We start from the raw sequence: 26,446 nt of genomic DNA on the forward strand, positions 1-26,446 counted from the left end.
CCAAGCGCAAGCGGTTTTCTAGCTGATATACTGCCCGCTCACATGTGAGCGGACTGGCCTGACTGCCATTGATAGGCGGCTGGCCAGTCGTTGTCGCCGGCGTGCCGGCATCAAGCAAAGGATGGGAACAAGGATTCATGATCCCGAGACTCGATTACCAGGACAGTTTGTCACCCGCAACCCTGCAGTTTCTTGAGTTGCTAGAGCGCAGCGCATTTCGTGGTGATATCGAAAAGTCTTATGCAAGTCGGTTGGCGATGGCGACGGATAACAGCGTCTATCAGGTAGTACCTCAGGCGGTTCTCTATCCGCGCAGTGCGGACGACATAGCAGCAATGCTCAAGCTGGCCGCAGAGCCGGCGTTCGCCTCCCTGAGCTTTTTCCCTCGTGGTGGCGGTACCGGCACCAATGGTCAGTCATTGGGCGGCGGCATTATCGTCGATCTCTCCCGTTATATGAACCAGATCATGGAAATTAATCTGGAGGAGGGGTGGGTGCGTGCCCAGGCCGGGGTGGTGAAAGACCAGCTCAACGCCTATCTCAAGCCCCATGGCTACTTCTTCTCGCCGGATCTTTCCACCTCCAACCGCGCCACCTTAGGGGGCATGATCAACACCGACGCCTCGGGGCAGGGGTCGCTGGTCTACGGCAAAACCTCGGATCACGTGCTCGGCCTCAAAGCCGTGCTGGAGAATGGTGACATCATGGCGACCGAGCCGCTAAGTAGCGAACGGCTTGCCGACAAGCTGGCGCTGGAGAGTCGCGAAGGAGAGATCTATCGCACCCTCTATCGCATCGGCAAGGAGCGCCGCGCCGACATCGAGGCGACTTTCCCCAAGCTCAACCGTTTTCTGACCGGCTACGATCTCAAGCACCTCTATCAACCCGATACCGACACGCTGGATGTTAGCCGGGTGCTGTGCGGCTCGGAAGGGTCTCTCGGCTTTATCACCGAGGCCAAACTCAATATCACCCCCATCCCGCGCTACCGTACGCTCGTGAACGTCAAGTACGACAGCTTTCCTTCGGCTCTGCGCAACGCCCCCTTTATGGTGCAGGCGCAGGCCCTATCGGTGGAGACGGTGGACTCCCGGGTGCTCGGGCTGGCCCGTGCCGACATCATCTGGCATTCGGTGAAAGATCTTATTCAGGATGTGCTCGGCAAGGATCTGCAGGGGCTCAACATCGTCGAGTTTGCCGATACCGACGAGGCAGAACACAAGGCCAAGGTGGCAGAGCTGTGCCGTCGTATCGACGAGCTGCTGGCCAAGGGCGAGGCCGGGATTATCGGCTATCAGGTGTGTGACCACCTGCCGAGCATCGAAACCATCTACACTATGCGCAAGAAGTCGGTGGGGCTGCTTGGCAACGCCGAAGGACGCAAGAAGCCAGTGGCCTTCACTGAAGATACCGCCGTGCCGCCAGAGTCACTGGCCGATTTCATCATGGAGTTTCGTGCCCTGCTGGACGCCCACGGCCTCGACTACGGCATGTTTGGCCACGTTGATGCCGGTGTGCTGCACGTGCGCCCGGCGCTGGATTTGTGCGATCCCGAGCAGGAGGTGCTGCTGCGCCGTATCTCCGATCAGGTGGTGGCGCTCACCGCCAAATATGGCGGTCTGATGTGGGGGGAGCATGGCAAGGGCTTTCGCTCCGAATACAGCCCCGCCTTCTTTGGCGAGCTGTGGGAAGAGCTGCAGCGGGTCAAGGGCGCGTTCGACCCGGGCAACCGTATCAACCCGGGCAAGATCTGTATCCCCTATGGCAGCGATGCCGAGCTGGTGTCGGTGGATGGGCCCAAGCGCGGCAAGTTTGACCGCCAGATCCCGCTCGCGGTGCGAACCAGCTACACCCGTGCCATGGATTGTAACGGCAATGGTCTGTGCTTCACCTTCGAGACCGACTCCCCCATGTGCCCCTCGGTCAAGATCAGCCGCGATCGCCGCCACTCACCCAAGGGGCGAGCGGGCCTGATGCGTGAATGGTTGCGTCAGCTGGCAGAGCAGGGCTTCGACCCGTTGGCGGAAGAGGTGGCGCTGCAATCCGGTGGTGTGCGCTTCAAACAGCTGGTGGACAAGGTGCGCAACAGCTGGGCCAAACAGCGCGGCGAGTATGATTTCTCCCACGAGGTGATGGAGGCGATGGCTGGCTGTCTGGCCTGCAAGGCGTGCACCAGCCAGTGCCCGATCAAGGTGGATGTGCCCGATTTTCGCGCCCGCTTTATGCAGCTTTACCATGGCCGCTACCTGCGTACCCCCAAGGATTACTTCGTCGGCACGGTGGAGAGCTATGCGCCGCTGCTCGCCAAGGCGCCGAAGCTGGTCAACTTCTTCCTCGAAAAAGAGTGGGCCCAGAAGGCGACCGAGAAGAGTATCGGCATGGTCGATGTGCCGCTGCTCTCGGTGCCGACCTTGGCCGAGAGCCTGCACGATAACCGTGCCCGCTATTTTGATCTGCCGGGACTGGAGCGGATGAGTGCCGAGCAACGCAAGCAGGTGGTGCTCATCGTGCAGGACCCCTTCACCAGTTATTACGACGCCCCCGTGGTGCGCGACCTGGTGAAACTCGCCAGCAAGCTCGGCTTCCAGCCCTACTTGCTGCCCTTTAAACCCAACGGTAAACCCCAGCATATCAAGGGGTTCCTGCGTGCCTTTGCCCGCACCGCCGCCAACAGCGCCCAGTTCCTCAACAAGGTAGCGGCGCTTGGCATTCCCATGGTGGGGGTGGATCCGGCCATGGTGCTCTGCTATCGCGACGAGTATGCCAAGGCGCTGGGGTCGGCCCGCGGTGATTTTCAGGTGTTGTTGCCGCAGGAGTGGCTGCTCTCGCTGCCGGTAGATCAGTTGCCTGCTCGAACCGACAAGACCAAGAGCGAGGAGGGGAGCGAGCCCTGGTATCTGTTTGCCCACTGCACCGAGAAGACCGCCAAGCCCTCCACTCACGGTGACTGGAGCACCCTGTTTGGCCGCTTTGGGGCCAGTTTGAAGCCGGTCTCTGTGGGGTGTTGCGGTATGGCGGGCACCTATGGTCACGATGTCAAACAGGTGGAGAACTCCAAGGGCATCTATGGGTTGAGCTGGGCCGACCCGCTCGCCCGTCTACCCAAAGCGCGCTGTCTGGTGACCGGTTATTCGTGCCGCAGTCAGGTCAAACGGATGGAGGGGGAAAAGCTCAAACATCCATTGCAAGCCCTGCTGGAGCTGCTCTGATGCTGACGTTTCCCAAGCGGTTTCGGGTGCCGAAGGCCTATCGGCATCCACGTTTCTTGCTGTTACCCGCAACTCCCGCTCAGGCGGTGGTGGAGTTTGTCGCCATGTTGCGCGAGCGCGAGCAGCTCCATCAGCTGTTTCGCCCGAACGATATCTGGCCCTCGGCCAATTTCAGCCTGAGCCAGCACGAAGGAGATCTGGAGTGGCAGCAGTCGGAGTTTCTGGCCAAGCGCTCCTTTGCCTATGGCCTCTGGAGCCCGGATCGGGAGCCGCAATTTTGGGGCGGGGTTTATCTCTACCCCTCGGTGTTGCCTGAGGTAGCGGTGGAGCTCTTCTTCTGGAAGGTGGCCGAGGCGCCTATCACGGATGAGGAGTTGGAGATTCAGCTGCGCGACTGGCTCGCCAGGGTGTGGCAGTGGCCAGAACCCCGTCTGCCGGGGCGAGAAGTGCCTTGGTCCGAGTGGCCCGGCGTTACCTACCCTTGGTGACATTCCGCTTAAGGGCATGATTGTGTAACACGCAGCGCCGGGTCGGGGCTGCGTTGTTACTACGTCACCCGGTAACCAACAACTCACATAACCGAACCATGTTGCCGATGGAGGGCGTTTCACTCATATCGGTACGCATTCATCGCTTTCATAAGGAGTCTGCTCGCAATGAGTCACGATATTGCGCCCATCTGGCGTAAACCCATGAGTCTGGAGGGGCTCAACGCCACCTCTCGCAACACCCTGATGGCCCATCTCGATATCATCTATACCGCTTTTGGCCCAGACTGGTTGGAGGCCACTATGCCGGTGGATCACCGCACCCACCAGCCTCTTGGCATGCTCCATGGCGGCGCGTCAGTGGTGCTGGCGGAGACGCTTGGGTCGCTGGCGGCCAATATGGCGGTCGGGCCAGATAGCTACTGTGTGGGGCTGGAGGTAAATGCCAACCATCTGCGAGCCAAGCGGGAAGGGGTGGTGACCGGGCGTTGCGCGCCGCTCCATCTGGGAGCAACAACCCAGGTGTGGCAGATTGAAATTCGGGACGAACGTGAGCGTTTATTGTGCACCAGCCGACTGACCATGGCGGTGCTCAAACACAAGCGGGGCAAGGACTCCAGCGAGGAGTGATCTGCAATAACGCACTATGAGTGCAAAATAAGCAAGCCATACTCGTCAGATCCCTCTATAATTGCCAACGTCTTGAGAGGCTTATCACATTTTTCAAGACAGCAGAACAAAGTGGCGCTATAATCGCCGCCTTTTTGCTATTCCGCGGTGTTAGCCGCCTGCCTTAATCTGGAAGAATCTATGTCTGATACCGAACAACTGCCCCTTTTTAGTGAGCTTGGACTGGCCGCGCCTGTATTGAAAGCGCTGCAGGACGTGGGCTATGAGCGCCCGTCACCGATCCAGGCCGCAGCAATTCCCCACCTGATGGCGGGACACGATCTGCTGGGGCAGGCGCAAACCGGTACAGGGAAGACCGCTGCTTTTGCCTTGCCTCTGTTGTCTCGTCTGGAAGCTGGTAACCGCAACACCCAGATCCTGGTGCTGGCGCCTACCCGCGAACTGGCGCTGCAAGTGGCTGAAGCGTGCCAACGCTATGCCCACCACATGCCTGATTTCCACGTGCTGCCCATCTACGGCGGTGCCTCCTACGAAACCCAGACCCGCGCCCTGCGTCGCGGTGCCCAGGTTGTCGTCGGTACCCCAGGCCGCGTGATGGACCTGATCCGTCGCAAGAACCTGGACCTCTCCGGCCTAAAAGCACTGGTACTGGACGAAGCTGATGAAATGCTGCGTATGGGCTTCATCGACGACGTTGACTGGATCATGGAGCAGTGCCCGAGCACTCGTCAGGTTGCCCTGTTCTCTGCCACCATGCCGGAGCAGATCCGTCGCGTGGCCCAGAAGCACCTGAAGCAGCCCAAAGAGATCAAAATTGCCTCCAAGACTGCTACCGCGACCACTATTCGCCAGCGTTACTGGCAGGTAACCGGTCTGCACAAGCTGGACGCCATGACCCGTCTGCTGGAAGTGGAATCCTACGAAGCCCTGCTGGTGTTCGTGCGTACCAAAAACGCCGCTGAAGAGCTGGCTGGCAAGCTGGCCGCTCGTGGCCACGCCTGTGAAGCGCTGCACGGCGACATCCCGCAGAAGCTGCGTGAGCGTACCGTTGACAAGCTGCGTCAGGGCCAGCTGGACATCCTGATCGCCACCGACGTGGTTGCCCGTGGTCTGGACGTTGAGCGTATCACCCACGTAGTGAACTACGACATTCCGTACGACACCGAATCCTACGTTCACCGTATCGGTCGTACCGGTCGTGCCGGTCGCAAGGGCGAGGCCATCCTGTTCGTGGCTCCGCGCGAGCGCCGCATGCTGCGCGCCATCGAGCACGCAACTCGTCAGGCCATCGAGCCGATGAAGATGCCGAGCACCGAGGACATCAACCAGCACCGTCTGGCCAAGTTCAAGGAGCGCATCCGCGAAACCATGATGGGTGAAGAGCTCGAGATCTACCACAACCTGGTAAACGAGCTGATCGAAGAGGATTCTGCCGATCCGCTGGAGCTGGCTGCTGCATTGGCCAAGCTGGTACAGGGTGACCAACCGCTGCTGCTGGATGACTCCATTCCGGATCCGCTGCTGAACGCTGGCAACGATCGTGGTGGCTTCGAGCGCCGTGACTTCAACGACCGTGGTGGTCGTGACTTCGGTGACCGTGGCGATCGTCCTGCCCGTCGCATGCCGTCCCTGGAGCCGCGTCCGCTCAAAGACAATCCGGACGTGGAGATGGAGCGCTATCGCGTAGACGTGGGTGCCCATCACGGTGTCAAGCCGGGCCAGATCGTGGGCGCCATCGCCAACGAAGCGAACATCGAGAGCCGCTTCATCGGCAACATCGACATCGCCGATGACTTCTCCACCGTCGATCTGCCGAAAGGCATGACCGCCGATGTACTGGAAGTGATCAAGAAAGCCCGTGTTTGCCAGCGTCCGCTGCAAATCACCCGCTACACCGAAGTGCCGGCCGGTGGCAACACCAGCAGCCGCCCGCCCCGTGGTGATCGTCCGTTCCGCGGCGACCGTCCTTTTAACAAGGATCGCCGTCCCCAGGGTGACCGTCCGTTCAACAAGAGCGGTGAGCGCCGTGAAGGTGGCTTCAACAAAGATCGCAAATTCGGTGGCAAGCGTCGCGAAAGCTGATTGCTGATCCCGTTATGAAGAAGGCCGCTCATTGAGCGGCCTTTTTTCTGCCTGCGGTTTACCCTGTGTTCTTACTGAACGCCAGATCGGCATAAGCCGTTACATGGGTGAGCGCATGATGGCCACTATTTGATAACTGGATGTCGGGGAAAGAGAGAATACCTTTTCTACTCGACAGGCGGTTGTGACGTGGTCGGGTATCATCCGCCGTTCTGCCATAGGTCTGAGCTGGCAGCCGTTTCTTTGTATTGGCAAGCGTTGGGACGTGTGCACTTGGGCGGATGGTTGGATGGGGAGTGACAGCATTGCGCCCGCTGACTCCGGCGGTCGCAAGGGGTGGCGACTAGGTGGCCGCTCAGAGGCTTTGTCTGGCAGGCAGCCATTATTCATATCGAGCGGGGTAATTGGTTGGCATCAATGAAGAAGGCGACCATCTGGTCGCCTTCTTGTTGTGCATTGTGACGTGCAGAGTTCGCAGCCCGAGGGGCTATCAGAGCACCATGGCGGCAATCCAGCCGAAGATCACCAGCGGGATGTTGTAGTGAATAAAGGTGGGCACCACGCTGTCCCAGATATGGTCGTGCTGGCCGTCGGCGTTAAGGCCGGAGGTGGGGCCCAGCGTCGAGTCGGAGGCCGGTGAACCCGCATCCCCTAGCGCGCCAGCGGTACCGACCAGGGCGATGATCGCCATCGGTGAGAAGCCGAGCTGTAGACAGAGCGGCACATAGATGGTGGCGATGATGGGTACGGTGGAGAAGGAGGAGCCGATCCCCATGGTGATCAGCAGACCCACCAGCAGCATCAGGAAGGCGGCGATCCCTTTGTGCTGACCGATGCCGGAGGCGACCACCTGGACCAGAGAGTCGACCCCGTGGGTCGCCTTCATCACGGCGGCAAAACCGGCGGCGGAGATCATGATGAAGCCGATCAGCGACATCATCCGCACCCCCTGGGTGAAGGCATCCTGGCTTTCGCGAAACTTGATGACGCCGCCGCAGGTGAAGATGACAAAACCGGCTAGCGCACCCAGTACGATGCTGTTGGTCATCAGTTGCAGCCCCAGCGCTACGCCAATGGCCAGCAGGGCCACCCAGATGTGGGTGAGGTTGAGCTCGACCGCTTCGGGCTCGGCATCCAGGATCTTGGCCAGATCGTACTGGCGCGGTTTGCGATAGCTGATGAATACCGCAATCAGCAGGCCCAGTACCATACCGGCAACCGGAATGGCCATCGCCAGCGGGATCTGGCTGGTGGTGATGGGCACGCCGTTATCGATCAGGTTCTTGGCCAGAATGTTATTCAGGAAGATGCCACCAAAGCCGACCGGCAGCACCATATAGGTAGCTGTCAGGCCAAAGGTGATGACACAGGCCACCTGACGACGGTCGATCTGCATCTGCGCCATCACATGCAGCAGCGGCGGGATCAGGATGGGAATAAAAGCGATGTGAACCGGGATCAGGTTTTGGGACGAGATAGCCACGGCCAGCACGGAAGAGAGCAGCAGGGTTTTGACCCACATGATGCGGGTCGAGCTGGCATCCTTGCCCAACTGGCTGATCACCTTGCGGGCCAGCAGGTCGGTGATCCCGGAGCGGGAGATGGCAACTGCAAAGGCGCCCAGCATGGCGTAGGAGAGGGCAATCTCGGCGCCACCGCCCAGGCCACCGCTGAAGGTGGTGAGGGTATCTGTCAACGACAACCCGCCCACCAGACCGCCCGCAATGGCACCCAGCGCCAGCGAGACCACCACATTGATCCGCAGCAGACTGAGCACCAGCATCAGCCCGACTGCGATAACAACTGGATTCATTTGATTTCCTTATAGTTTGTTATTGCTGTCTGTCATGTGAAGGGGAGTTAGTTTGCGAAAAATGTGACAAATGTCGAGAAAAAAATCAGTCAAACCCCTCATATTGCAGCAGCATGTGGCACAAGGTTGCTCAACCTGAGGGTTTGTGACCTGTTTGTCTCCGTGCATCCCGCGCTCAGCGGTGGATAGTGACCTTGATAGCGATTTCCGGTGCGCTGTGCAATCAATCACTTCCCCAAAAAGCGAAGGCTGCCAGTGGCAGCCTTCATCCGTTTATTCTTGTCCCTCATCATCGGTAGGGGCATCGGTTGTGTCATCATCCGGATGCGCAGGCGGCCAACCCCCCATGCTCTTCCAGCGGTTAACGATATGACAGAACAGCTCTGTGGTGCGTTCGGTGTCATAGAGGGCAGAGTGCGCCTCTTTATTGTCAAACGGAATGCGGGCGCTCTGGCACGCTTTGGCCAGCACGGTCTGCCCCAGCGCCAATCCGGAGAGAGCAGCGGTGTCGAAGGTGGCAAACGGGTGGAACGGATTGCGCTTGAGGCCAGCGCGCTCGGCGGCAGCCATCACGAAGCCGTGATCAAAGGTGGCGTTGTGGGCCACTATGATGGCGCGGCCGCAATCCTGCTCCTTCATCCCCTTGCGGATTCCCTTGAAGATCTCGGTCAGCGCCTCTTTTTCCGAGACAGCGCCACGCAACGGGTTGTAGGGATCGATGCCGGTGAACTCCAGCGCGGCCTTTTCCAGGTTGGCCCCTTCGAAGGGCTCGACATGAAAGTGGAATACCTGATCGGGAACGAGCCAGCCCTGCTCATCCATTTTCAGGGTGTAAGCGGCGATTTCGAGCAGGGCATCGGTCTTGGCATTGAACCCGGCTGTTTCAACATCGATGACGACGGGGTAAAAACCACGGAAACGGCCCTTGAGGGTATGAACTGCGTCGGTCATGGGATCTCGGTCGGGATAAAATGAGGCGGCATTATGGCAAAAAAGCACAGGCTTGTCCTCCCATCCCACGCAGGATGCCGCGCCAAGATGGCGCCGGAGTCAATATCTGTGCAGCCACCAGCGGGCGGCGATCAGCGCCGTGAGCGTACCCAGCAGGGCGCTGGCCAGCACATCCACTGGCCAGTGCATCCCCATTACCATGCGCGACATGCCAACCCCCAGGGCCCACAGTGGCAACAGCCAGACCCCAGTGGGGGCGCGGGCCAGCCAGATCAGACCAAAAAATTGGGCCAGGCTGATGGCGGCGATACTGTGGCCAGAAGGGAAGGCGTAATTCACCTCCTTTTGCCAGTGGTGGCCGAGCCACTCTGGCAGGGCCAGCAGCTGGCTGGCGGCGTGAACCTGTTCACTGCGCACATCGACGCTACTGGCGTAGAAGTGCTTGATGGCCGGGATCAGCGCCTGACTCTCCAGCCAGAGCAGATAGGGTCTGGGCTCTTCGGTCAGGTGCTTGATCAGGCTCTTGAGCCCCCAGTCGCTGGCAAGCAGGGCCGCCAGTGCACACCCCAGCGCAATGAAAGAGGCCCACTCCAGTCTCAGTTTGTAGCGAGTCAGCAGCAGCAAGAGGGCGCCACTGACCCCGATCCCGGGAAGATCGACCATGCGGGTGAGGGCGTATGACCACCATAACCAACCTGATTGCAGGGAGCCGGTCAGAAAAGGCTGCCAGGGCAGGGTGGCGAGCAGTAACAGGGGCAGGATCAACAGGGCAGTGAAGCCAAGCACCTGGCTGCGGGTGAGTGAGGCGGTTGACGTTGGGAGCGACGAAGCGTGTGGCGGCATGGTGGGTATGGGCGATCGCGAAAAAGAGGGGCATTGTGCCACCGTGATATGCCCGGACAAAGCCGAGCAGCACGTTTGTTACCTCTGCTTACACATTTGTGGCGACATCCTCTGTTTGAGCGGGCGGATGGAGCGGCTGCCGCGCAATGTGGTCCCGTTTCGCGCCGGATTGCATCACAGGCTGAAATCTCGGGCGGCTTTGCGCTAGAATGGCGCCCCCGTGGCGGTTGTGACCAAAGAGAGCCCGATGAAGATAGTCGTTGATGAGAATATGCCCCATGCCGTGGAGCTGTTTGCCGAATTTGGCGAGGTGATCCCCTTGCCCGGACGGCAGATGCAGGCCTGCGATCTGCTCGATGCCGATGTGCTGCTGGTGCGTTCGGTCACCCGCGTCAACGGCGATTTGCTGGCGACCAGCCCCAAACTCGGGTTTGTCGGCACCGCCACCATAGGTACAGACCATGTGGACAAGGCGTTGCTGGCAAGCCGCAATATTCCCTTCTTCAGCGCTCCCGGTTGCAACAAGTATTCGGTGGGGGATTATGTGCTCTCCGCTTTGCTGGTGCTAGCGGAGCGCTATGAACTCGACCTCTCGGCCATGACTTTGGCGGTGATTGGCGCGGGCAATACCGGCGAGTGCGTGGCTGGCAAGGCCCAAGCACTCGGCATGCGGGTGCTGCGCTGCGATCCACCCAAGGCGCGTAATACCCCCGATGCGGGCTTTGTCGATTATCAGACCGCTCTTGGTGCCGATATCGTCAGTTTCCATGTGCCCATTACCCGTGAAGGGCTGGATGCCACCTACCATCTGCTCGATGCCGAACAGATTGCCGCGCGCCCTGCCGGACAGATCCTGATCAACGCATCCCGTGGCGAGGTGTGGGATAACCGGGCCCTGCTGGCGCGCCAGTTGAGCGATAAGCCGTTGCGACTGGTGATGGATGTGTGGGAGAACGAGCCCGAGCCACTGGCAGCGCTGGTGCCCCATACCGAGATTGCCACCCCCCATATCGCCGGTTACAGCCTGGAGGGGAAGGCGCGCGGTACCTGGATGCTCTATCAGGCGCTCTGCCAGCAGCTGGGACGCCAGCCTCGTCAGGATTTGAGTCAGCTCCTGCCTGCCCCCGATGTGCAGGCGGTGGTGCCGGGCCGCGCACCGGATCAGGCGTTGATCAAGCAGCTGGTGCATCTGGTTTATGACGTGCGTCGCGATGATGCCCGTTTCCGGGCCCGACTCGGCTTGCCCGGCAGCTTTGACGAGCAGCGCAAACACTACCCCGAGCGCCGTGAACTATCCTCCCTGCAGGTTGAGGGGGCGTTTGCCGACCAGGCGCTGGGCGAGCTGGGATTTGCGCTGTCACGCCCCTGAATCGGGGACTAGGAGTTGGAAGATAACCGGAAGGGGTGAGCCTTACTGGCTACCTCGCCCCCATTTTTTACTGAGCAGGCTCAGATGCTACTGCGCCGGCTCAGCCATATCTGGCAGCGTCATCTCGCAGCGCGGGAGCCTGCCGACCATGGCGCCACCCGGCGCCATTGCAGCATTATCAGAGGAGAACAGAATGAGCCAGCAGTTTAACGTAGCGGTATTGGGTGCCAGCGGCGCCGTGGGTCAGGCGATGATCGAGATCCTGGAAGAGCGCGAATTTCCGGTAGCGACCCTCTATCCGCTGGCTTCCAGCCGCAGTGCCGGTGATACCGTGCGCTTTGGCGGCAAGAATCTCGAGATCCTCGATGTGGAGGAGTTTGACTGGAGCCAGGTGCAGATCGCACTCTTCTCCGCCGGTGCCGAGGTCTCTGCCAAGTGGGCGCCGATTGCTGCCGAACACGGCTGCATCGTCATCGACAACACCTCCTGTTTCCGTTACGACGAAGATATCCCGCTGGTGATCCCGGAAGTGAACCCGGATGCGCTGGCCGATTTTCGCAATCGCAACATCATCGCCAACCCCAATTGTTCCACTATCCAGATGCTGGTGGCTTTGAAGCCGCTGCACGACGAAGTGGGCATTGCCCGCATCAACGTGGCCACCTATCAATCCGTATCAGGCTCCGGCAAAGAGGGGGTCAGCGAGTTGGCGGGTCAGACAGCTCATCTGCTCAACGGCCGTCCGGTGGAACCGACCCTCTATCCGCAACAGATCGCCTTTAACCTGATCCCGCAGATCGACAGCTTTACTGACAACGGCTACACCCGTGAAGAGATGAAGATGGTGTGGGAAACCCAGAAGATCCTCGGCGATGCCAGCATTGCCGTGAACCCCACCTGCGTGCGGGTGCCGGTCTTCTACGGCCATGCCGAGGCGGTACACGTCGAACTGCACCAGCCGCTCGATGCCGAACAGGTCAAGGATCTGCTGCGCAGTGCGCCTGGTGTGACCCTGTTTGATGACGAAGTGGACTATCCGACCCCGGTGCGTGACGCTACCGGCAAGGATGAGGTGCTGGTGGGTCGGGTGCGCCAGGATATTTCTCACCCGAGTGGTATCAATATGTGGATCGTGGCCGATAACGTTCGTAAGGGCGCGGCAACCAACAGTGTACAGATTGCCGAGCTGCTGGTTCGCGACTATCTGTAAGGCTGGTCAGATGCCACCGATGCGCAGCAGGGAGTGCTGCGCATCCGGCCTGTGATCAAACCGGGGTGTGACCCATGCCGCACTCCGTCACTTCAAGATTCTGTTGCGATATCAACTGATTAAGTTTTTTCCTACACTCAGGGTCAAGTTGGGTGCTAAATGTGTCGGACTGCTGGCTTGCCAGGCGAGCCTGATTTATATTGAACCGACTGTTTTGGGGTAACTATCCAGATTTTTCAATGTGATAGGGCCGTCATACGAAGGAACGAATATGGGACATTCCCGCATAACATTGGCAACGCTACTCGCATTGGGTCTGCTGGGCACCGTCCAGGCTGAAGACTCGGCGCGGGAGCCTTTTTTTGTCGAGCTAAAAGGCCCTGACGAACCCGCACCTCCCGCCGTCAATTCCCAGCCGCTGGCGCAGCCGGTCGCCAGACCCGTCGCACAACCGGTGCGTGCAACCGCCCAGCCGGTGGTGCGTCAAGTCACTGCCAATGCCGGTAGCTATGGCCCTGTTCGTCCGACCGATACCCTCTGGAGCTTGGCGAGCAAATATCGCCCCTCCAATCGGGTCAGCGTCTACCAGACCATGGTGGCGATTTACGAGAAAAACCCCCGCAGTTTTGCCGATGGCAATATCAACCACATTCTGGTGGGATCCCGCATTCTGCTGCCGACCGCGGCCGAGGCGAGCGTCATCACTGATGCTCAGGCCCGCGCCAAGTTCCGCAGCGACAACGCCAGCTGGAAGGGGTTAAGCCCCAAATATCTGGCTGACAAGCAGGCCCATACCGCCAAACCCGCTGCCGCCAAACCCGCGAAGGTGGAAGCCGCCAAGACCGAGCCGGTGAAGGCTTCGCCTGCGCCGCTACCAGTGGCGAAAGCCGCCCCCATTCCTGCCCCGGTGGTGGCACCGCAACCGGCGGCTGAAACCAAAGAAGTGGCCAAGGTGAGCGAGCCTGCGCCGAAAGAGGCGGTAGCACCTGCTCCTAGCGCTGCAGAAGGCACCACCCCGGCGCCTCTGCCTTCCGATCTGGATAAACCGGTGGGCAAACCGGCTACCGAGATGGCGCTGGCACTGGAAGATGCCAATGCCCAGCTCGGCCAGGTGACCGAGATGAACCACAGGCTCAAACTGCGTCTGCAATCCCTGACCGAAGAGGTGGAGACCCTCAAGGCACAGCTGCAGGATCAGACCGCGCTGCAAAAAGAGATTGCCGAGCTCAAGGCCCAACCGGTCCCGCCGGTGGCAGCCGAGCCGGAGCCTGAGAAAAACTGGTTGATGGATCTGCTCTCCTCACCGCTCAACCTCGCCATGATCATTCTGCTGCCGGTGCTGCTGGTATTGGCGCTGGTGACCCTGTGGCTGCGTGCCCGTGCCCGCCGCGAACTGGAAGAGCAGGAGAAGAGCCTCTCCGAATCCACCGCCATGATGATGGATCAGGAGCAGAGCGAGTTTGATGATCTGCTGAGCGTCGATGTGACCGACAACGAGCCGGTACGCCCGGTGCCGGATCTCAACACCCCGGATGGCTTTATGCCGATGGAGCCTGACGAGCCAGCCGCCAAGCCGGATGTCGACTTGGTGTTCAGCGACGAGGGCGAGATGGAGCTGCAGGGCTTTGAGCCCGAGCGGATGGCGGCCCAGCCAGCCAGTCGTGACCCGGACCTGGTGCCGGATCTCGATCTTTCGCTGGATGAGCCCATCGCGCTGGCCAACGAGCCCGCCATGGATCTGGCCAGCGAGTTCAACCCCAAGCCCAAGGCCGCTGACGAGATCATGAGCGAAGAGGAGCTGCAGGCAGCCCTGTTTGCCGAGCTGGATGCGGATCTCTCAGCCGACCTCGAGCCCGATTTGAGCTCCATCGACGAAGTCGGCGCCGCTGACGACGATCTGGCCAGCTTCGATCTCGGCGATTTCGACAGTGCCCTCGACGAGCCTGCTGCTGGCAAAGATGATAACGCCATTGATCTCAGTGCCGCAGAGGACGCTGACGAGAGTGCGGATGCCATGCTGGCCGAGCTCGGTCTTGAGCCTGTCAAGGCGAAGGAAGCCGAGCTGGATCTGGAGTGGGATCCCAACGAGCTGGCGCTCTCCGATTTCGAAGATGCGTTTGCCGAGGTGGAATCACATCCGGCAGATCTCCAGCCCCGTGAGCAGGCACAGGAGAGTGGCTACGTCGAGATCGACAAGCTGCTGGCTGAAGCGGATGCCACTGCGCCGGAGCAGGAGCCGTATCAGGGCTTCTCGCTGGATGTGGGGCTCGATGGCTTCCCCGAGGTGCTGCCGGAATCCACCGGATTTGACGTGGATGCTGACGACGGCGGTGTGGGGGCCAAGCTGGATCTGGCCCGTGCCTACCTCGAGATTGACGACAAGGATAGCGCCCGTGAGCTGCTGCAAGAGGCGGCGGAGCAGGGCAGCGATCACCAGCGCGCCGAAGCCGAGAAGTTGCTCAAGCGGTTGGGCTAAAGCATTTCCCATCACGGGATCAGCAAAACGGGGGGCAGCCAGCAGGCTGCCCTCTTCTTTTGGCGAGTTGCAATGGAGTGAGCATGGCCGCGCAGGCTGACCATCCAGGCCAATTGCGCGCGTGGTGGGACTTTTCGGGCTGAGCGCGTATAATCCGCCCCGTTTCTTTCACTGCGTTTTCACAACAAGACAAGTTTATCCATGCGAATTGCCCTAGGTATTGAATATGACGGCAGCCGGTATTTCGGCTGGCAGCGTCAGCGTGAAGTGATCAGCGTGCAGGCTGAACTGGAGACGGCGCTGAGCCGGATTGCCAACCACCCTGTCTCCATCCAGTGTGCCGGGCGCACCGATGCCGGTGTCCATGCGACCGGTCAGGTGATCCACTTCGATACCGAGGCGAACCGTGCCGAAGGGGCCTGGACCCTGGGGCTCAATTCCAACCTGCCGCCGGATATCGCCGTGCGCTGGGTCAAGGAGGTGGACGAGAGCTTCCACGCCCGCTTCAGCGCCACCGCCCGTCGCTACCGCTATGTCATCTACAACCACAACTACCGGCCGGCGATCCTCGGCAGTGGCGTCAGCCACTACCACGAGACCATCGATGCGGAGTTGATGCACCAGGCGGGCCAGAGCCTGCTGGGGGAGCACGACTTCAGCACCTTCCGTGCCGTCGCCTGCCAATCCAACACCCCGTGGCGCAATGTGACCCATCTGTGTGTCAGCCGCTCCGGCCCCTACATCGTGCTCGACATCAAAGCCAACGCCTTCCTGCACCACATGGTGCGCAATATCACCGGCTCCCTGCTGCTGGTGGGGCAGGGGCTCAAACCGGTGGAGTGGATTGCCGAGGTGCTGGCTGCCAAGGATCGCAATCTGGCCGGGCCGACCGCCAAGGCCGGTGGCCTCTATCTGGTCGACGTGGATTACCCGGCCGAGTTTGCTCTGCCGCAGTTGCCGCTTGGCCCGCTGTGGCTGCCAGACTCGGCACCGGGTACGACCAGTTTTTAGTAACTGCGCCCGAAAAATTGTGGTTTAATGACCCGTCATTTGTTGCCATCGAGCTATTAAGTCATTGAACAATCTAGGCTCGATGCGTTTTGTCAGGCACAAAAGCATTAAGGAATTCCATGAGCTGGCTTGAGAAGATTCTTCCCAAGAGCAAGATCACTGCGCCTCGTCGTCACAACATTCCGGAAGGGGTGTGGACCAAGTGCAGTGCTTGTGAACAGGTGCTCTACCGGGCAGAGTTGGAGCGCAACCTCGAAGTGTGCCCCAAGTGTGATCATCATATGCGCATCAGCGCCCGTGCCCGTCTCGAGAGCTTCCTCGATGAGCAGGGTCGTACCGAGATCGGTGCCGAGCTGGAGCCGCAGGATGTACTGAAATTCAAGGATTCCAAGCGCTACAAGGATCGTTTGTCTGCCGCTCAGAAAGAGACGGCGGAGAAAGATGCGCTGGTGGTGATGAAAGGGACCCTCAAAGGGGTACCGGTTGTCGCCTGTTCGTTCGAATTCTCCTTCATGGGTGGCTCCATGGCCTCCGTAGTCGGTGCCCGCTTCGTGCGCGCCGTCGAGGAGTGCATCAAGGAAGGCCGTGGTCTGGTCTGCTTCTCCGCCTCTGGTGGTGCTCGCATGCAGGAAGCCCTCTTCTCCCTGATGCAGATGGCCAAGACCAGTGCAGCGCTGGACCGACTCACCAAGGCGGGCTTGCCCTATATCTCCGTGCTGACCGACCCCACCATGGGTGGCGTCTCTGCCAGTCTGGCGATGCTGGGTGACATCAACGTGGGCGAGCCCAAGGCGCTGATCGGCTTTGCCGGCCCGCGCGTTATCGAGCAGACCGTGCGCGAGAAACTGCCGGAAGGCTTCCAGCGCTCCGAGTTCCTGCTGGAAAAGGGTGCCATCGATATCATCATCGATCGCCGCGAAATGCGTAACCGTCTGGCCAGCCTGCTCGCCAAAATGCTGAATACTCACGTCATCGAAGAGTGAAGATGAGTTCAAACATGCAACAATCCCAAAGCCGGTCGCTTGTCGACTGGCTTTCTTATTTGGAGGAGATCCATCCGGTCAATATCGACATGGGGCTGGATCGGGTCGGTGCTGTCGCCCGGCGTATGGGGCTTACCCAACTGCCGTTCAAGGTGATCACGGTGGCGGGCACCAACGGCAAGGGCTCCAGCTGTGCCATGGCGGCCAGCATTCTGATGGCCGCAGGCTATAAGGTCGGCGTCTACTCCTCGCCCCATCTGCTGCGCTTTACCGAGCGGGTGCGGGTCAACGGGCAAGAGCTGCCCGACAGCGATCACTGCGCCGCCTTTGCCGAGGTGGAAGCGGCCCGCGGCGAGATTGCCCTTACCTTCTTCGAGTTCGCCACCCTGGCTGGCTTGTGGCTCTTCTGCCGCGCCGCCCCCGATGTGCTGCTGCTGGAAGTGGGGCTGGGTGGTCGGCTCGACGCCACCAACGTGGTGGAGTCCGATGTGGCGATGATCACCTCCATTGCCCTTGATCACTGCGACTGGCTGGGTGATACCCGCGAAGCTGTGGCGGTGGAGAAGGCTGGGGTCTATCGCGCTGGCAAGCCCGCCATCAGCGGTGAGCCCAATCCGCCTGCGACTATCGCGAGTGAAGCGGTGCGTCTTGGCGCCAACCTGCGTCAGGTCGGTATCGATTTTCGTGGCGATGAGCACGAGAGCGGTTGGGATTATCACGGCCTCAACCAGTGGCGGGATCTGCCAAAACCGGCGCTGCCGCTGATGAACGCGGTGACCGTGCTGGCGGCGCTGGAATCCCTCGGCTTGCCGCTGCCTGAGTCCGCCATTCGTGACGGGCTGGCCAATGCCCGGCTGGCTGGCCGGATGCAGCAGTTGCAAAGTGCGCCGCTGGTGATCGTCGATGTAGCCCACAACCCCCATTCGGCGGCCTATCTGGCCGCGCAATTGCGCAAGATGCCCTGCTCGGGTGTACGCCGCGCCGTGGTCGGCATGCTCAAAGACAAGGACATGGCGGGCTCCCTTACCGAACTCGATGGCTTGATTGGCGAGTGGTATCTGGCCAGCCTCACCGGCCCGCGCGCCGCCACCTCTGCGCAACTGGCTGCGGCGTTGGGAGAGGGCAAGGGGCCTGCCAGGGAGTTTGATGATGTCAGCGCCGCTTATCAGGCAGCGTTGGCCGCATCGAGTCCGGACGATATGGTCATTGTGTTTGGTTCGTTTTACACTGTCGCCGACATTCTGGCGGGTGTCGCCGTCTAGGCCACACCCCGGCTCCCCAGCCCTTTGGCGGGGAGCCAAATCGCATATTGAGTTACGTAAAGGTAGGATTCAACTTGGCCTCGAAGTTTCAAAACCGTCTGGTGGGCACCGTCATCCTGGTGGCCCTGGTTGTTATTTTCCTGCCGGACTTGCTGGATGGTCACAAGCTGGCACAAAAGGAGGAGGCCTTTGCCAAGATCCCGCTGCGCCCCGAGCTGGAGCCTGCCAAGCCTGCGCTGCAGGTCTCGGCGGCCAGCAGCCTGCCAGCCGATCATCTGGCCAGCCAGCAACAGGCCTCTGCGGCCCAGCAGTGGCAAGTGGAAGAGGTGGCTGACCCCATGACCCTCGCCGGTCAGGGCAACGGTGCGCAGCCGGCGACAACCCCTGCCGCACCGGCACCGGTTCAGCCGCAACAGAATGCCCAACCCAAGCCACAGCCCAAGCCGGAAGTGGTGGCCAAAAAGCCGGTCGAACCGCCCAAGCCAGCACCCAAGCCGACGCCAGCCAAACCGGTTGAAGTGGCCAAGGCGCCCGCACCGGCCAAGCCGCAGGCGGGTCAGATCAAGTCCCTCGACGATCTGATTGAAAGCAAGATGACCCAGCCGACCGCACCTGCTGCGGCACCGGCACAGGGTAGCTGGATCCTTCAGCTTGGCGCCTTCAAGAACGTCGACAGCGTCAACGCGCTGGTGAGCAAGCTGCGGGCGGCGGGCTACTCTGCCCACACCTCGCCGCGCACACCGGTGCAGGGTCAGCTCAACCGGGTCTTTATCGGACCGGATGTCTCCAAGGCCAAACTGCAGGGGATGCAGGGGCGGATCTCCCAGATGACCGGCCTCAGTGGCTCAGTGGTCTCTTACAATCCGTGACGGCTTGCCGTTGGCAATGGCCCTCTGAAACAAACACCGCGCCCCGTGCGCGGTGTTTTTTTATCTGGCCGTCGTGATTTTTAAGGACGGCGTCGTACAGGTCACCCCCCGGTTGGGATTTTCGGGCAGTTGGGGTAGTCTGAGCCCTTCTGCTACTCACAGGAGTTCAAGATGATCCTCTCGACGACCCCCACGCTGGAAGGCAAAACCATTCGTGAATACCGCGGCATAGTGGTAGGCGAAGCCATTCTCGGCGCCAACATTTTCAAGGATCTCTTTGCCGGGATCCGCGACATCATCGGCGGCCGCTCCGGTGCCTATGAAAAAGAGCTGGCCCGTGCCCGCGAGATCGCTTTCGATGAGCTGAAAGAGCGCGCCGCCGCCCTTGGCGCCAATGCGGTGGTCGGCATCGATATCGACTACGAAGTGGTGGGGCAAAATGGCAGCATGCTGATGGTCAGCATCAGTGGCACCGCCGTGGTGGTCTGATCGGGCATCCACTTCTGCATGGGCAATGAGCCGATAACCGGGTTATCGGCTTTTTTATTGCCTGTCTGATACGTGGCGGCTGGCGGGGTTGTCACTCAACCTATTGATTTTAAATATTTATATTTATTAATAATTCCACTGACCGGTTTTATTTTTTTTAACTGGGTAGCCCGAGAGGGTCAAGCTAGAGTGCCGCCATCAGGAACGACACCGCTCACGGACGAGGTTCTCTTCTCTTGAAGGCGTATCACTATGAATCTAAAACCTGCTCTGCTGACCCTTGTCATGTTGGCCATGACCGCCCATGCCGGCAGTGCCCTCGCGGCGCTGCCAAATTTCAGCGCCACCTGTCCCACCGATATCCGGGTCAAGTCACAAGGGGGCAACGTCTTTATCAATGGCAAGAAGGCGACCCTGAAAACACTGGCGCCCGCCGCCTATTCGGCCACAAACGGCAAGGTGGTCATCGGGATCACCTTCGATCTGCCCGCCAGCGAACCCACCCTGGATTACGTCATCAAGCATGATCGCCGGGCCCACGGCTTTTGCACCGTGCACGCCTGGTCGGCGGGCAAGGCAGCCGCACTGCCGATGGCCAAGGGGGACTCGCCCTATCAGGGCAAGTGGATCGCCAAAAACCGCGAGACAGGCGCCACGGTGGCCAATATTCAGGTGGATGGCAAGGAGCAGGTGTGGGTCAACGGAGTCAAGGTGAAGGCGAAACGGGCCGATGGTGCGCTGCAGTTTCGTCAGGGCACCATCCTCTACACCTTGCAGGGGGATCCGCGCATTCGCGATGAGAGCGACTGGAATGACAGCGATGTTCAGAATACCGGCCCCATCCGGCTCGAGTAACAGACACGCCGTGCCACGGCTTGGTCATTGATGCAAAAAACAGAGAGCGGCATGGCCGCTCTCTGTTTTGTTGTCTCTATTGGGTGATCGCCGTGCGGGGTTAGATGCCGTGGATGGCGTTGGCTTCCCCATACCAGTCCAGCTTGTCGGCCAGAGTGACCACCGAGCCGATGATGATGAGACTCGGGCTCTTCACCTGACGGGCCAGTTCGGCCAACTGCCGCAGCTCGCCGCGCACCACCCGCTGGCTGAGCTGGGTGCCTTGCTCCACCAGCGCCACCGGGGTGTGGCCGGGCATGCCGTGGGTTTGCAGCGCATCCTGAATGCGGGCGGCGTGGGCCAGCCCCATGTAGAAGACCAGGGTCTGGCGTGGGGCGGCCAGCGCCGACCACTCCTGGGCGATATTGCCCTCCTTGTCGTGGCCGGTGATGAACTGCACCCGCTGGGCGTGATCGCGGTGGGTGAGGGGAATGCCGCTGTAGGCGGCGCAGCCTGAGGCTGCCGTAATGCCCGGTACCACCGAGAAGGGGATGCCCGCCTCGGCCAGGGTCTCCAGCTCCTCACCGCCACGGCCAAAGATAAAGGGATCGCCCCCCTTGAGCCGCACCACCTGTTTGCCCAGCTGCGCTTGTTCCAGCAACAGCTGGTTGATCGCCTGCTGGGGCACACAGTGGCGGCCCGCCTCCTTGCCAACAAAGATCCGCTCGGCATCCCGGCGAACAAGTGCCAGCACCTCCTGCGAGACCAGCCGGTCATAGACCACCACATCCGCCTGTTGCAACTGCTGCAAGCCGCTTAAGGTGAGCAGCCCCGCATCGCCGGGGCCCGCGCCCACCAGGATGACGCTTCCCTTGCTCTGTGGTTGCTCATCGAGTAGCTCGGCGACGCTCTGCTCGGCGGCCTGTTGCTGGCCGCGGGCCAGCTGGCATGCCAGTCGCTCATGGCTAAAGAGCCGCTCCCAGAAGCGGCGGCGGGCCAGCTTGTCCGGAATGAGTTTGACCCGCTCGCGCAGCTTGCCTGCCAGCGCCGCGAGCTGGCCGAGGTGTTGCGGTAGCATGGCTTCGAGTTTTTCCCGCAGCTGGCGGCTCAGTACCGGCGCCGCACCTGCGCTGGAGATGGCCACCATCAGCGGCGAGCGGTCAATGATGGCGGGCATGATGGCGCTGCAGTGGGCCGGGGAGTCCACCACATTGCAGAAGATCTGGCGCAGGTTCGCCTCATGAAAGACCTGCTGGTTGACCTCTTGCTGGTTGGTGGCGGCGATCACCAGCCACTTGCCATCGAGCAGTTCGGGATGAAAGCTGGCGGCGCAGACGGTCAGGCGACCCTGCTCGGCCCAGCTCATCAGCTGGGGTTCCAGATGCGGGGCATTGATGGTGATCTTCGCCTTGGCATCGAGCAGCAGGCGCGCCTTGCGCACCGCCACCTCACCGCCGCCGACGATCAGGACCGGCTTGTTTTGCAACTGACAGAAGAGAGGGAGAAAGTCCATAACAGGCTCCGGATGCTGGCCCGCTCGCAATGCCGCGCCGGGCGAGATAGCAGGGCACGCCGTGACGCACCCAGGATGGTCGGGGGAAAGATCCCCCTACGGGAATAAAAAAGGGGAAGGGTGATCTACGCCCGGGCCAACGACAGATCCCCACCGGTGTCGGCCACTTGATCACGCTTCCCCAAACGAGGTTTTTCCTATTGCACCGCTTTGACGTGCATGTTGGCGACGTACTGATCTTCGGCCCAGAAGATGCGGTCAGCGACCATGGCTTCCGGGTTGAGGGTGACGCCGCGCAGCACCCGCTCCTTGAACTTGTGATAACCGGCCCGGTCGATAAGGTGACCCATGTGCAGATAGATGGGCTTGCCATCCAGCATCTCGGCCTCGAACTCGAACAGGTTCTTGATCACCGCGTGCAGCACCTCTTCGGTGACCCAGTTGAGGAACAGCTTGCCGGTACGGGGAGTCTTCTTGCTGGTGCGCCCCCCCAGCTTGACCATGTAGAGCTGCTTGGGATCCCGCTGCCACGCCAGGGTCGGGCAGGCCAGCACGCACTCGCCACAGCCGATGCACTTGCTCTCCTCCTTGACCGCCTTGCCATGCTTGATGGCGAGGCAATCCACCGCGTGGTGGCTGCATACCTTGACGCAGGCGCCGCAGCCGATGCAGCGCTCGGCATTGAAGTGGATTTTGGCGATGCCGAGGATGCCGAAGTCGGCCATGTTGGCCTTGGCGCAGTCGTTGGGACAGCCGGCGATCACCATCTTGAGGTGATAGGGGTTGGGGTAGAGGTGTTTCTCCATCCGCTGGGCCAGCCCGGTGCAGTCGATATTGCCCTTCTGGCAGATGGTGTTGCCCTGACAGGCGACGATATTGCGCCCGCCGATGGTCTGGTAACCGGCTGTGGTGTCCTCTACCTCGATGCCGCAGGTCTCCACCTCGATCTCCTTGATAAAGGGTTCGAGGGCGGCGTTGACCTTGTCCATATCCTGATACTTGATGCCGGGCATCGCCAGCTTCTGGCGGGTGGTGAGGTGGATCAGGCCGTTGCCATACTGTTCGGCGATCTGCTGGGCCACTGCCAGCAGGTGGGCGGGCATGATCCCGCCTGGAATGCGTACGCTGATCATCGCTTCGCCGCGCACCTTGGAGAGGCGGTATTCGTTCTTGGCGCGGGCCTTGATGATGTCGATATCGAGACTCATGGTGTTCTCCCTCAGTCGATCAGATGCTGGGCCTGGTCAAAACGAAAGACCGGTCCATCCACGCAGATATAGGTGTCGCCCATCCGGCAGTGGCCACACTTGCCCACGGCGCAGGCCATGCGGCGTTCGTAGTCGACCCAGATGCGATCCTTGGGGATGCCCCGCTCGAGGAAGGCGAGCACCACGAAGCGGATCATGATGGGGGGGCCGACCACGATCACCTGGATATCCTCCTTGTCAGCGAGATCCAGCTGGTCGATGTAGTCGGTGACCCGGCCAATGCGAAACTGCTCGCTCTCCTTGCCCTCGTCCAGGGTGACGATGAGGTTCTGCTGCTCGGCCCAGAGCGGCATCTCTTGGCGATAGAGCACCGCCTGCTCGTTCTTGAAGCCGAGGATCATGTCGAGGGATTTCACCTCTTCCGGATGTTTGCTGAAGCGGCGCAGCAGCCCCTTGACCGGCGCGACGCCGGTACCGCCCGCCACCACGATGAGGTGCTGGTTGCGGTAGGTCTCCAGCGGATAGCCGTTGCCGTGGACGCCGCGCATCCACACCTTGTCGCCCACATCGAGGGCAAACAGCGCATCGGTTACCTTGCCGACCTTGCGGATCAACAGATCCACATAGCCATCGCCATAGTCGGAGACCGAGATGGGCGCCTCGCCAACGGTGGGCAGGGAGATCTCCACAAACTGGCCGTAGTGGACATCAAAGTCGCGGGAGACCCGAAAGTTCCACTCCAGCTCGGTGTGGCGCTCGATGGCCAGAATGGTGTAGGCCTTGGGCAGCAGGCGGTTTTCGACCACGTCCTGCTGCGGTTCTGCTGTTGCGGTTTGTTGGCACTGGCACATATCAGTTCGCCCCCTGCGCGTTGTCGGCTGCGATGGTCTGTTCGACCACATCGGTCATCTTGTTGATGATGTTGCTAAAGGAGATGTAGTGAGGGCAGCGATCGTCGCAGCGGCCACAGCCGACGCACATGTGCTCCTCTCCCTGACGGGCCTTGTAGTCGTTGACCTTGTGCAGGGCGCGATAACGCAGGCGCTCGCCATGCTTGGCGCGAAAACCGTGGCCACCGGCCATGTCGCTGAAGCCATCCACCATGCAGCTGGCCCACTGGCGACGGCGCTCACCCTTCTTGGGGTTCTCTGCATAAGTGAGGTCGTGCACGCTGTAGCAGCTGCAGGTCGGGCAGGAGGTGGTACAGCGGCCGCAGCCGATGCAGCGGCTGTCGTACTCTGCCCAGACCGGATGGGCGGTGAGGATCTGGCGGATCCGCTGGGGGTCGTCACAGACGCTGTCCGGGGTGCGAACCTTGACCGGGTTGCTCTGGACAAATTCCGGGGTGAAGTCATCGGATTCACCGAGTTCGGCAAAGTAGCCGAGCAGCTCGGGATCCTTCACCTCGATACGGGCACCCTCATCGCTCAGACGAATGGCGGCGGCGTAGTCCTGGGTCTCGTTGCTGCCCATGGAGACGCAGAAGCAGTTCTCGAAGCTCTCGCGGCACTCCAGCAGCACCAGCTTGAGCTTGCTGCGCAGCCGGGCGTAGTAGACGTCGCTGTTCTGGCCGTTTTTCAGGTAGACCTGATCCAGCCTGCGCAGAGCGTGGATATCACAGCTGCGCAAGAACAGCAGGGTGGGCTTGGCCTCCACCTTTGATTCGCGCAGCTCCAGATTGTCGAAGTGGAACAGGGTCTGGGTAATGGGGAGCACCACCTCTTTCGGGGAGAAGTGGGACTTCTCCTGCCACACCAGATCGGCCGGATGGCGGATGCTGTGGTAGGTGACGTTGTCGGTGTCGGAGAAGCGGCCGCCCCGATATTCGGCCGCAGGCGCCATGAGCCGGTAATCGGGCAGCAGCCGCTCGAACAGCTGCGCCAGCGCGGGATGGGTGAGAAGAAACGACATAAATAAACACCTTGTATGAGGGTGAGATGCCCTGGCATAGGGATGAGGAGCGGGCCGGTCTGGGTGTCTGGCACCGGTTCTGGCCGCGCTTGCCTCGCCACGGTCTGTTTTTATGACTCATGTTGCTCAACTGACCCGATTGTTATTGTGTTGGCGGCGCGTGCGTCGCGGCAGGTCGGGTCATGCCTGTAAAACCCTTATCAATTGAGCAGGGCGGCCTGATAGCCTGCGCACTTGCCCATCACGTATCCCATCTCCAGCTTGTTGATGTCGCGGGTAAAACGGGAAACGGGGAAGTAGTCGGCCGGGGCGATCACCTCGATCTGGCAGTCCTCCGGCGGATTGGCGATAAAATCGAGCGCCTCGTTGTAGCTGCGATCCCGCTGCTCCAGCGCCTGTGCCAGCGCGGGGCGGGTCTTGAGCAGGGTGCGGATCATCCAGGGGAAGGGCATCGGCTTGAGCCGATAGCCAAGGGGCTCGGAGAGGATCACCGTCAGGTGACGGGCACCGCGGCGGTAGGCCTCGATCACCGGGATGGAGTCGGCCACCCCGCCATCTGTCATCGGCACCCCGTGCACCTCCGGGTATTCGTGGGAGGCGAGGGGAATGGCGCAGCTGGCGGGCAGCACCTCGTTCATGTTCTCCGGCTTGACCCGGATGTACTCCGCCTTGCCGGTCAGGGTATTGGTCACCACCGCATAGAAGGGGATGCCGGTCTCCCGGTAGGCGTGAATGTCGAGGGGATACTTGCGGCAGCTGGTGTTCCACAGCCAGTGGATATCCACCAGATTGCCCCCCTTGGCAAAGCGCAGGGGATCCATAAACTGCTGGCTGCACGCCAGTTTGGTCAGGATCTCGTGGCTGCGGCCATGCTGGCTGGCGAGATAAGCCAGCAAGTTGGTGGCCCCCGCCGAGACGCCGATGGCGAAGTCAAAGGGGCGATAGTCATGCTCGATAAACGCATCCAGCACGCCGCTGGCAAATATGCCGCGCATGGCACCGCCTTCTACAACCAATGCGCTGGGGGATGCGTTTTTGTTCATGACAGGCACCTCATTGATAAGTCAGAGAGAAAAAGTGGGAAAGAGAACGTCCGGGCTGTCAGGCCGACCATTCTGACAACCAACCGGGGTTGGCCATCGCAATGAGGTCATTCTAGGAAGGGGATAGTGTTTAGAATATCTGTTAATAATGAATCAAGTGTTTTGTATTTCTAAACGATGGTGATAAACCCGTTGTGATCAAAGGGGTTGTGTAGGAGTCTCAACGACTCTGTGATGGCTGGATATTGGCAA

Annotated in this window: 21 protein-coding genes; 13 read left to right on the forward strand and 8 right to left on the reverse strand. The window is 60.7% G+C overall.

From position 1 onward, the window contains the following. Nucleotides 1-137 precede the first annotated feature (137 nt). The 4 genes from ACB042_RS02340 (at nt 138) to ACB042_RS02355 (ending at nt 6,409) form a co-directional block, all read left to right on the forward strand. A complete protein-coding gene (locus ACB042_RS02340; protein ID WP_371177703.1) occupies nt 138-3,209 on the forward strand; it encodes an FAD-binding and (Fe-S)-binding domain-containing protein in 3,072 nt (1,023 codons plus the stop codon). After that, nucleotides 3,209-3,697 (forward strand): hypothetical protein, encoded by a 489-nt coding sequence (locus tag ACB042_RS02345; protein WP_058058504.1) that lies wholly within the window; start codon nt 3,209-3,211, stop codon nt 3,695-3,697. Before ACB042_RS02340 ends, ACB042_RS02345 begins: the two co-directional genes overlap by 1 nt. Before the next feature lie 168 nt (nt 3,698-3,865). Beyond that, nucleotides 3,866-4,327 carry a hotdog fold thioesterase gene (locus tag ACB042_RS02350; protein ID WP_064338216.1) on the forward strand — a complete coding sequence of 154 codons (462 nt, stop codon included), beginning with the start codon at nt 3,866-3,868 and terminating at the stop codon, nt 4,325-4,327. Between the two features lie 180 nt (nt 4,328-4,507). Next, complete coding sequence (locus tag ACB042_RS02355; RefSeq protein WP_005337260.1) at nt 4,508-6,409, forward strand: DEAD/DEAH box helicase; 1,902 nt, start codon at nt 4,508-4,510, stop codon at nt 6,407-6,409. 490 nt (nt 6,410-6,899) lie between these two features. On the opposite strand, the gene ACB042_RS02360 is transcribed toward ACB042_RS02355, so the two are convergent. From ACB042_RS02360 to ACB042_RS02370, 3 genes are all read right to left on the reverse strand, one after another. Next, on the reverse strand, nt 6,900-8,222 hold the full coding sequence (locus ACB042_RS02360; protein WP_005344933.1) for a Na+/H+ antiporter family protein: 1,323 nt from the start codon (nt 8,220-8,222) through the stop codon (nt 6,900-6,902). Nucleotides 8,223-8,495: 273 nt separating this feature from the next. Then, the gene (gene rnt, locus ACB042_RS02365) at nt 8,496-9,173 is read right to left on the reverse strand and encodes a ribonuclease T (RefSeq protein ID WP_160880297.1); all 678 of its coding nucleotides are present in this window, start codon (nt 9,171-9,173) and stop codon (nt 8,496-8,498) included. A 99-nt stretch (nt 9,174-9,272) separates the two neighbouring features. Next, nucleotides 9,273-10,016: a phosphatase PAP2 family protein gene (locus ACB042_RS02370; protein ID WP_371177704.1), complete on the reverse strand. Its 744-nt coding sequence runs from the start codon at nt 10,014-10,016 to the stop codon at nt 9,273-9,275. 247 nt (nt 10,017-10,263) lie between these two features. Here ACB042_RS02370 and ACB042_RS02375 point away from each other — a divergent pair, with 247 nt between their 5' ends. The 9 genes from ACB042_RS02375 to ACB042_RS02415 all read left to right on the forward strand — a co-directional run bounded on the left by ACB042_RS02375 (nt 10,264) and on the right by ACB042_RS02415 (nt 20,540). Continuing rightward, nucleotides 10,264-11,385 (forward strand): 4-phosphoerythronate dehydrogenase, encoded by a 1,122-nt coding sequence (locus ACB042_RS02375; protein ID WP_371177705.1) that lies wholly within the window; start codon nt 10,264-10,266, stop codon nt 11,383-11,385. A 193-nt stretch (nt 11,386-11,578) separates the two neighbouring features. Continuing rightward, nucleotides 11,579-12,595 (forward strand): aspartate-semialdehyde dehydrogenase, encoded by a 1,017-nt coding sequence (locus tag ACB042_RS02380; protein ID WP_371177706.1) that lies wholly within the window; start codon nt 11,579-11,581, stop codon nt 12,593-12,595. A gap of 271 nt (nt 12,596-12,866) precedes the next feature. Next, a complete protein-coding gene (locus ACB042_RS02385; protein WP_371177707.1) occupies nt 12,867-15,071 on the forward strand; it encodes a FimV/HubP family polar landmark protein in 2,205 nt (734 codons plus the stop codon). A gap of 201 nt (nt 15,072-15,272) precedes the next feature. Continuing rightward, the gene (gene truA, locus ACB042_RS02390; protein WP_139444261.1) at nt 15,273-16,082 is read left to right on the forward strand and encodes a tRNA pseudouridine(38-40) synthase TruA; all 810 of its coding nucleotides are present in this window, start codon (nt 15,273-15,275) and stop codon (nt 16,080-16,082) included. Between the two features lie 119 nt (nt 16,083-16,201). Beyond that, entirely contained in the window at nt 16,202-17,065 is an 864-nt protein-coding gene (accD, locus tag ACB042_RS02395) for an acetyl-CoA carboxylase, carboxyltransferase subunit beta (protein WP_005333765.1), read from the forward strand. Nucleotides 17,066-17,067: 2 nt separating this feature from the next. Beyond that, nucleotides 17,068-18,327 carry a bifunctional tetrahydrofolate synthase/dihydrofolate synthase gene (gene folC, locus ACB042_RS02400; RefSeq protein ID WP_371177708.1) on the forward strand — a complete coding sequence of 420 codons (1,260 nt, stop codon included), beginning with the start codon at nt 17,068-17,070 and terminating at the stop codon, nt 18,325-18,327. Between the two features lie 74 nt (nt 18,328-18,401). Further along, a complete protein-coding gene (dedD, locus tag ACB042_RS02405) occupies nt 18,402-19,196 on the forward strand; it encodes a cell division protein DedD (RefSeq protein ID WP_245132373.1) in 795 nt (264 codons plus the stop codon). Between the two features lie 171 nt (nt 19,197-19,367). Beyond that, a complete protein-coding gene (locus ACB042_RS02410; protein WP_005333757.1) occupies nt 19,368-19,685 on the forward strand; it encodes a heavy metal-binding domain-containing protein in 318 nt (105 codons plus the stop codon). 252 nt (nt 19,686-19,937) lie between these two features. After that, nucleotides 19,938-20,540, forward strand: coding sequence for a hypothetical protein (locus tag ACB042_RS02415; protein ID WP_236356557.1), 603 nt, complete (start codon nt 19,938-19,940; stop codon nt 20,538-20,540). Nucleotides 20,541-20,640: 100 nt separating this feature from the next. Here the strand turns inward: ACB042_RS02415 and cysG are convergent, their stop codons facing one another. From cysG to ACB042_RS02440, 5 genes are all read right to left on the reverse strand, one after another. Further along, nucleotides 20,641-22,032 carry a siroheme synthase CysG gene (cysG, locus tag ACB042_RS02420; protein WP_323927173.1) on the reverse strand — a complete coding sequence of 464 codons (1,392 nt, stop codon included), beginning with the start codon at nt 22,030-22,032 and terminating at the stop codon, nt 20,641-20,643. Nucleotides 22,033-22,229: 197 nt separating this feature from the next. Next, a complete protein-coding gene (gene asrC, locus ACB042_RS02425; protein WP_144712703.1) occupies nt 22,230-23,240 on the reverse strand; it encodes a sulfite reductase subunit C in 1,011 nt (336 codons plus the stop codon). An 11-nt stretch (nt 23,241-23,251) separates the two neighbouring features. Beyond that, entirely contained in the window at nt 23,252-24,091 is an 840-nt protein-coding gene (asrB, locus tag ACB042_RS02430) for an anaerobic sulfite reductase subunit AsrB (RefSeq protein WP_144712705.1), read from the reverse strand. 1 nt (nt 24,092) lies between these two features. Then, complete coding sequence (gene asrA, locus ACB042_RS02435) at nt 24,093-25,151, reverse strand: anaerobic sulfite reductase subunit AsrA (protein WP_371177709.1); 1,059 nt, start codon at nt 25,149-25,151, stop codon at nt 24,093-24,095. Between the two features lie 200 nt (nt 25,152-25,351). Then, the gene (locus ACB042_RS02440) at nt 25,352-26,194 is read right to left on the reverse strand and encodes a patatin family protein (protein ID WP_005333746.1); all 843 of its coding nucleotides are present in this window, start codon (nt 26,192-26,194) and stop codon (nt 25,352-25,354) included. Nucleotides 26,195-26,446 lie beyond the last annotated feature (252 nt).

Source organism: Aeromonas sp. S13(2024), from assembly GCF_041402405.1.
In the GTDB taxonomy this organism is placed as follows: Bacteria; Pseudomonadota; Gammaproteobacteria; order Enterobacterales; family Aeromonadaceae; genus Aeromonas; species Aeromonas veronii.